Source organism: Streptococcus oralis (genome assembly GCF_001578945.1).
GTDB lineage: Bacteria > Bacillota > Bacilli > Lactobacillales > Streptococcaceae > Streptococcus > Streptococcus oralis_Q.
Genome location: NZ_KQ969555.1, coordinates 1 through 4,203, shown reverse-complemented (window position 1 = coordinate 4,203; position 4,203 = coordinate 1). Strand labels below are relative to the sequence as shown.

Below are 4,203 nucleotides of genomic sequence, written 5' to 3'. Positions count from 1 at the left end.
TATAGAAAAATGGGTGCTAGTGTCATCCATTCTTTTTTAATTCTTTTTCAAAAGTATCCGAGAGGGCAGTAAAACTCAATTGTTCTAAGGTGAGTGGATGAGTAAAGGAAAGTCGGAAGGCATGGAGCATCAGCCTGCTTGTTTTTGATTGAGTATTATAGAGAGGGTCGCCCAGGATAGGGTGCTTGTGATGAGAAAGGTGAACACGAATCTGATGCGTTCGACCGGTCTTTAGTTTGCAACGGACAAGGGTAGTCTGATTTGGAAATTGCTTTAATCGACTGATATGTGTTTCAGCATATTGTCCATTTTTTGCATCAACTATTCTTTTTCTACGATCGTGTCGATCACGACCAATTTTATCTCGAAAGACAAGTTCTTTACTCTCTACTCGCCCTTCTATAAGTGCCCAGTACTCACGAGCGATTTCCTTTTTCTCCAATAAACGATTGAGAATAGGAAGGATAAAAGGATTTTTAGCGAAAAGCACTAAACCGCTTGTTTCTATGTCCAGGCGATGAACGACATAGCAGGTTTGACCAACGTAGGCAGAGACATGGTTGAGAAGGGCAATTTCATCAGGTTGATTTCCGTGAGTTTTCATTCCCTCTGGCTTGTTGACGATAATGAGATGTTGGTCTTGATAAACTTCTTGAACGAGGTCTGGATTGCCCCAAAGGATTTCTTTTGGCGGATAATCTTCCTCGTCAAAAGTCAACTGGCAAATGTCCCCTGGCTTGACCATCTCGTTCCAGTGAACTTCTTTGTGGTTAATTAAGATATTCTTCTTTATTCTCAAAAAATGGCGGATTTTTCTAGGGATGAGGAGTTGTTCCTCTAGAAATTGTTTGACCGTCATTTGAGGCAAGGATTCGGGTAATGTAAATGTGAATTGCATACAGATATTGTAACAGAAAAAGCCCTATTTGGATAGGGAGTAGCTAAATTCTTGAGTTCCTATGGTGAAGATGATAAAATAAACGCATGAAATTAGATAAATTATTTGAGAAGTTTCTTTCTCTCTTTAAAAAAGAAACGAATGAATCAGCGGAGTCTGATTCTACTAGCATGCGTCGTTCACGGAGCGATAGAAAAAAATTGTCACAAGTGGGCCCAGTTCGGAAATTTTGGCGTCGTTATCATCTGACAAAGATTGTCATCATTTTAGGGTTAAGTGCAGGTTTGCTAGTAGGAATCTACCTATTTGCGATAGCCAAGTCTACCAATGTCAATGACTTGCAAAATGCCTTGAAAACGCGAACTCTGATTTTTGACCGCGAAGAAAAAGAGGCAGGAGCCCTGTCCGGTCAAAAAGGGACTTATGTTGAGCTGACAGATATCAGTAAAGACTTGCAGAATGCCGTTGTTGCGACAGAGGACCGTTCCTTTTATAAAAATGATGGGATTAACTACGGTCGTTTCTTTCTAGCTATCCTTACAGCGGGTCGTTCTGGAGGGGGATCCACCATCACTCAACAGTTGGCAAAAAATGCCTATCTTTCTCAGGATCAGACCGTTGAACGGAAGGCCAAGGAGTTTTTCCTTGCCTTAGAGTTGACCAAGAAATACAGCAAGGAGCAAATCCTTACTATGTACCTCAATAACGCCTACTTTGGAAATGGGATATGGGGTGTTGAAGATGCAAGTAAGAAATATTTCGGCGTATCGGCTGCGGAATTAACCCTTAATCAGGCGGCCACTCTAGCCGGGATGCTCAAGGGGCCAGAGTTGTATAATCCTTTGAATTCCATTGAGGATTCGACCAACCGTAGGGATACTGTTTTGCAAAATATGGTTGCAGCGGGCTATATTGATAAAAATCAAGAGACCGAAGCGGCTGGAGTAGATATGGCTTCTCAACTGCAAGATAAGTATGAAGGCAAAGTTTCGGATTATCGTTACCCGTCCTATTTTGATGCAGTTGTCAACGAAGCAGTTTCCAAGTACAATCTCACAGAAGAAGAGATTGTCAACAATGGCTATCGCATCTATACAGAGCTTGACCAAAACTACCAAGCAAACATGCAGGTTATTTATGAAAACACTTCGCTATTTCCAACGGCAGAAGACGGAACGCATGCCGAATCAGGTAGTGTAGCTCTAGAACCCAAAACTGGCGGAGTGCGTGGAGTTGTTGGCCGTGTAGCTGGTGATGACAAACCAGGCTTTCGCAATTTTAACTATGCCACTCAGTCTAAGCGTAGCCCAGGCTCAACCATTAAACCTTTAGTCGTTTATACACCCGCAGTAGAAGCAGGATGGGCCTTGAACAAGCAACTGGATAATCATACGATGCAGTACAACAGTTATCAAGTAGACAACTATGCGGGTATTAAGACATCTCCAGAAGTACCTATGTATCAGGCCTTGGCGGAATCACTCAACCTACCTGCTGTTGCGACTGTAAACGAATTAGGTATTGACAAAGCTTTTGATGCTGGGGAGAGATTTGGTCTGAATATGGAAAATGTTGATCGAGTTCTTGGAGTTGCTCTTGGTGGAGGTGTGGAGACGAATCCTCTCCAGATGGCGCAAGCCTATGCAGCCTTTGCTAATGGAGGTCTGATGCCTGAAGCGCATTTTATCACTCGTATTGAAAATGCCAGTGGTCAGGTCATCAAGAGTCATAAAAATTCTCAAAAACGAGTGATTGATAAGTCGGTAGCCGATAAAATGACCAGCATGATGCTAGGAACATTTACCAATGGTACAGGAATTAGTTCGTCGCCAGCGGATTACGTTATGGCTGGTAAAACAGGTACGACTGAAGCTGTTTTCAACCCGGAATATACCAGTGACCAGTGGGTGATCGGTTATACTCCAGATGTTGTAATCAGCCACTGGCTCGGCTTCCCAACAACAGATGAGAATCATTATCTAGCAGGTTCGACTTCTAATGGAGCAGCCCATGTCTTTAGAAGTATGGCTAATACCATTTTGCCATACACTCCAGGTAGCACTTTTACAGTTGAGAATGCTTATAAACAAAATGGGATTGAACCAGAAAATACGAAAAAGCAGGTTGTTGAAAATGAGACAAACCAGTCTGAGGACCCGATAGGAGATATTCGTAGTCGTGCACAAAATCTTGTAGATGAAGCAGGACGTGCGATTTCAGAAGCTAAAATAAAAGAAAAAGCCCAGACAATATGGGACTCAATCCTTAATCTATTTCGTTAAGAGGCTTGTCAAAGCCTAGGTTTCTTGTTATAATAGATAAGATGGAGGCGTTATGGCACTAAAAAAAGCAAGCCTAGCTTGTGCAGTTTGCGGTTCAAGGAATTACTCAATCAAAATTAGTGGGAACCCCAAGCCAACACGACTAGAAGTAAATAAATTTTGTAAACATTGTGGGAAATATACGACACATAGAGAAACGAGATAGGAGAGAACGATGGGTTTTATTAAGGATATTTTTAAACTTCTTAAAGAAACAACGTGGCCAACTCGCAAGGAAAGCTGGAGAGATTTTCGCTCTATTATGGAATACACAGCCTTCTTTGTGGTCATCATTTACATTTTTGACCAGTTGATTGTTTCAGGTTTGATTCGATTTATTAACATTTTTTAGAAGAAAATACTAGCTTTCTTCTATTATGTATGAAAGGAAATATCATGGATAGTTTTGACAAGGGATGGTTTGTTCTACAAACTTATTCTGGCTATGAAAATAAGGTAAAAGAAAATCTATTGCAACGTGCACAAACGTATAACATGTTGGATAATATTCTACGCGTTGAGATTCCAACACAAACCGTGCAAGTTGAGAAAAATGGAAAGAAAAAGGAAGTTGAAGAGAATCGCTTTCCAGGTTATGTCCTTGTAGAAATGGTCATGACAGATGAAGCATGGTTCGTCGTTCGAAACACACCTAACGTAACAGGATTCGTCGGTTCACACGGTAACAGATCAAAACCAACTCCACTATTGGAACAAGAAATCCGTGATATTCTGGTTTCTATGGGACAAACGGTTCAAGAGTTTGATATTGACGTTGAAGTTGGCCAGACAGTCCGCATCATTGATGGCGCTTTTGCAGATTACACAGGTAAAATTACTGAAATTGATAACAACAAAGTGAAGATGATTATCTCTATGTTTGGTAATGATACGATTGCAGAAGTAAATCTCAACCAAATTGCAGAATTATAACCGCAGAGAGGCTGTGCCTCTCTTTTTGTGTGCAGTTGAGAGTGGAAAGGG

5 protein-coding genes are annotated in these 4,203 nt (G+C 41.2%); 4 read left to right on the top strand and 1 reads right to left on the bottom strand.

Going from position 1 to position 4,203, the window contains the following annotated elements; genetic code table 11:
* Window positions 1–22: 22 nt before the first annotated feature.
* Window positions 23–898, bottom strand: coding sequence for an RluA family pseudouridine synthase (locus SORDD16_RS08415; RefSeq protein WP_081215190.1), 876 nt, complete (start codon window positions 896–898; stop codon window positions 23–25).
* An 86-nt stretch (window positions 899–984) separates the two neighbouring features.
* Between SORDD16_RS08415 and pbp2a the strand changes: the two genes are divergently transcribed.
* From pbp2a to nusG, 4 genes are read left to right on the top strand one after another with little or no spacing between them, the layout of a single operon-like run.
* The gene (pbp2a, locus tag SORDD16_RS08410; RefSeq protein WP_061453114.1) at window positions 985–3,180 is read left to right on the top strand and encodes a penicillin-binding protein PBP2A; all 2,196 of its coding nucleotides are present in this window, start codon (window positions 985–987) and stop codon (window positions 3,178–3,180) included.
* A gap of 52 nt (window positions 3,181–3,232) precedes the next feature.
* Window positions 3,233–3,385 (top strand): 50S ribosomal protein L33, encoded by a 153-nt coding sequence (gene rpmG / locus SORDD16_RS08405; protein ID WP_001809375.1) that lies wholly within the window; start codon window positions 3,233–3,235, stop codon window positions 3,383–3,385.
* Between the two features lie 9 nt (window positions 3,386–3,394).
* Window positions 3,395–3,571 (top strand): preprotein translocase subunit SecE, encoded by a 177-nt coding sequence (secE, locus tag SORDD16_RS08400; RefSeq protein ID WP_000505776.1) that lies wholly within the window; start codon window positions 3,395–3,397, stop codon window positions 3,569–3,571.
* Between the two features lie 44 nt (window positions 3,572–3,615).
* Window positions 3,616–4,152: a transcription termination/antitermination protein NusG gene (gene nusG / locus SORDD16_RS08395; protein WP_000376732.1), complete on the top strand. Its 537-nt coding sequence runs from the start codon at window positions 3,616–3,618 to the stop codon at window positions 4,150–4,152.
* The last annotated feature ends 51 nt before the right edge of the window (window positions 4,153–4,203 follow it).

Coding starts and splice junctions, on each gene's coding strand:
- SORDD16_RS08415 (WP_081215190.1), bottom strand. CDS start 898: ATGCAATTCACATTTACATTACCCGAATCCTTGCCTCAAATGACGGTC.
- pbp2a (WP_061453114.1), top strand. CDS start 985: ATGAAATTAGATAAATTATTTGAGAAGTTTCTTTCTCTCTTTAAAAAA.
- nusG (WP_000376732.1), top strand. CDS start 3,616: ATGGATAGTTTTGACAAGGGATGGTTTGTTCTACAAACTTATTCTGGC.
- secE (WP_000505776.1), top strand. CDS start 3,395: ATGGGTTTTATTAAGGATATTTTTAAACTTCTTAAAGAAACAACGTGG.
- rpmG (WP_001809375.1), top strand. CDS start 3,233: ATGGCACTAAAAAAAGCAAGCCTAGCTTGTGCAGTTTGCGGTTCAAGG.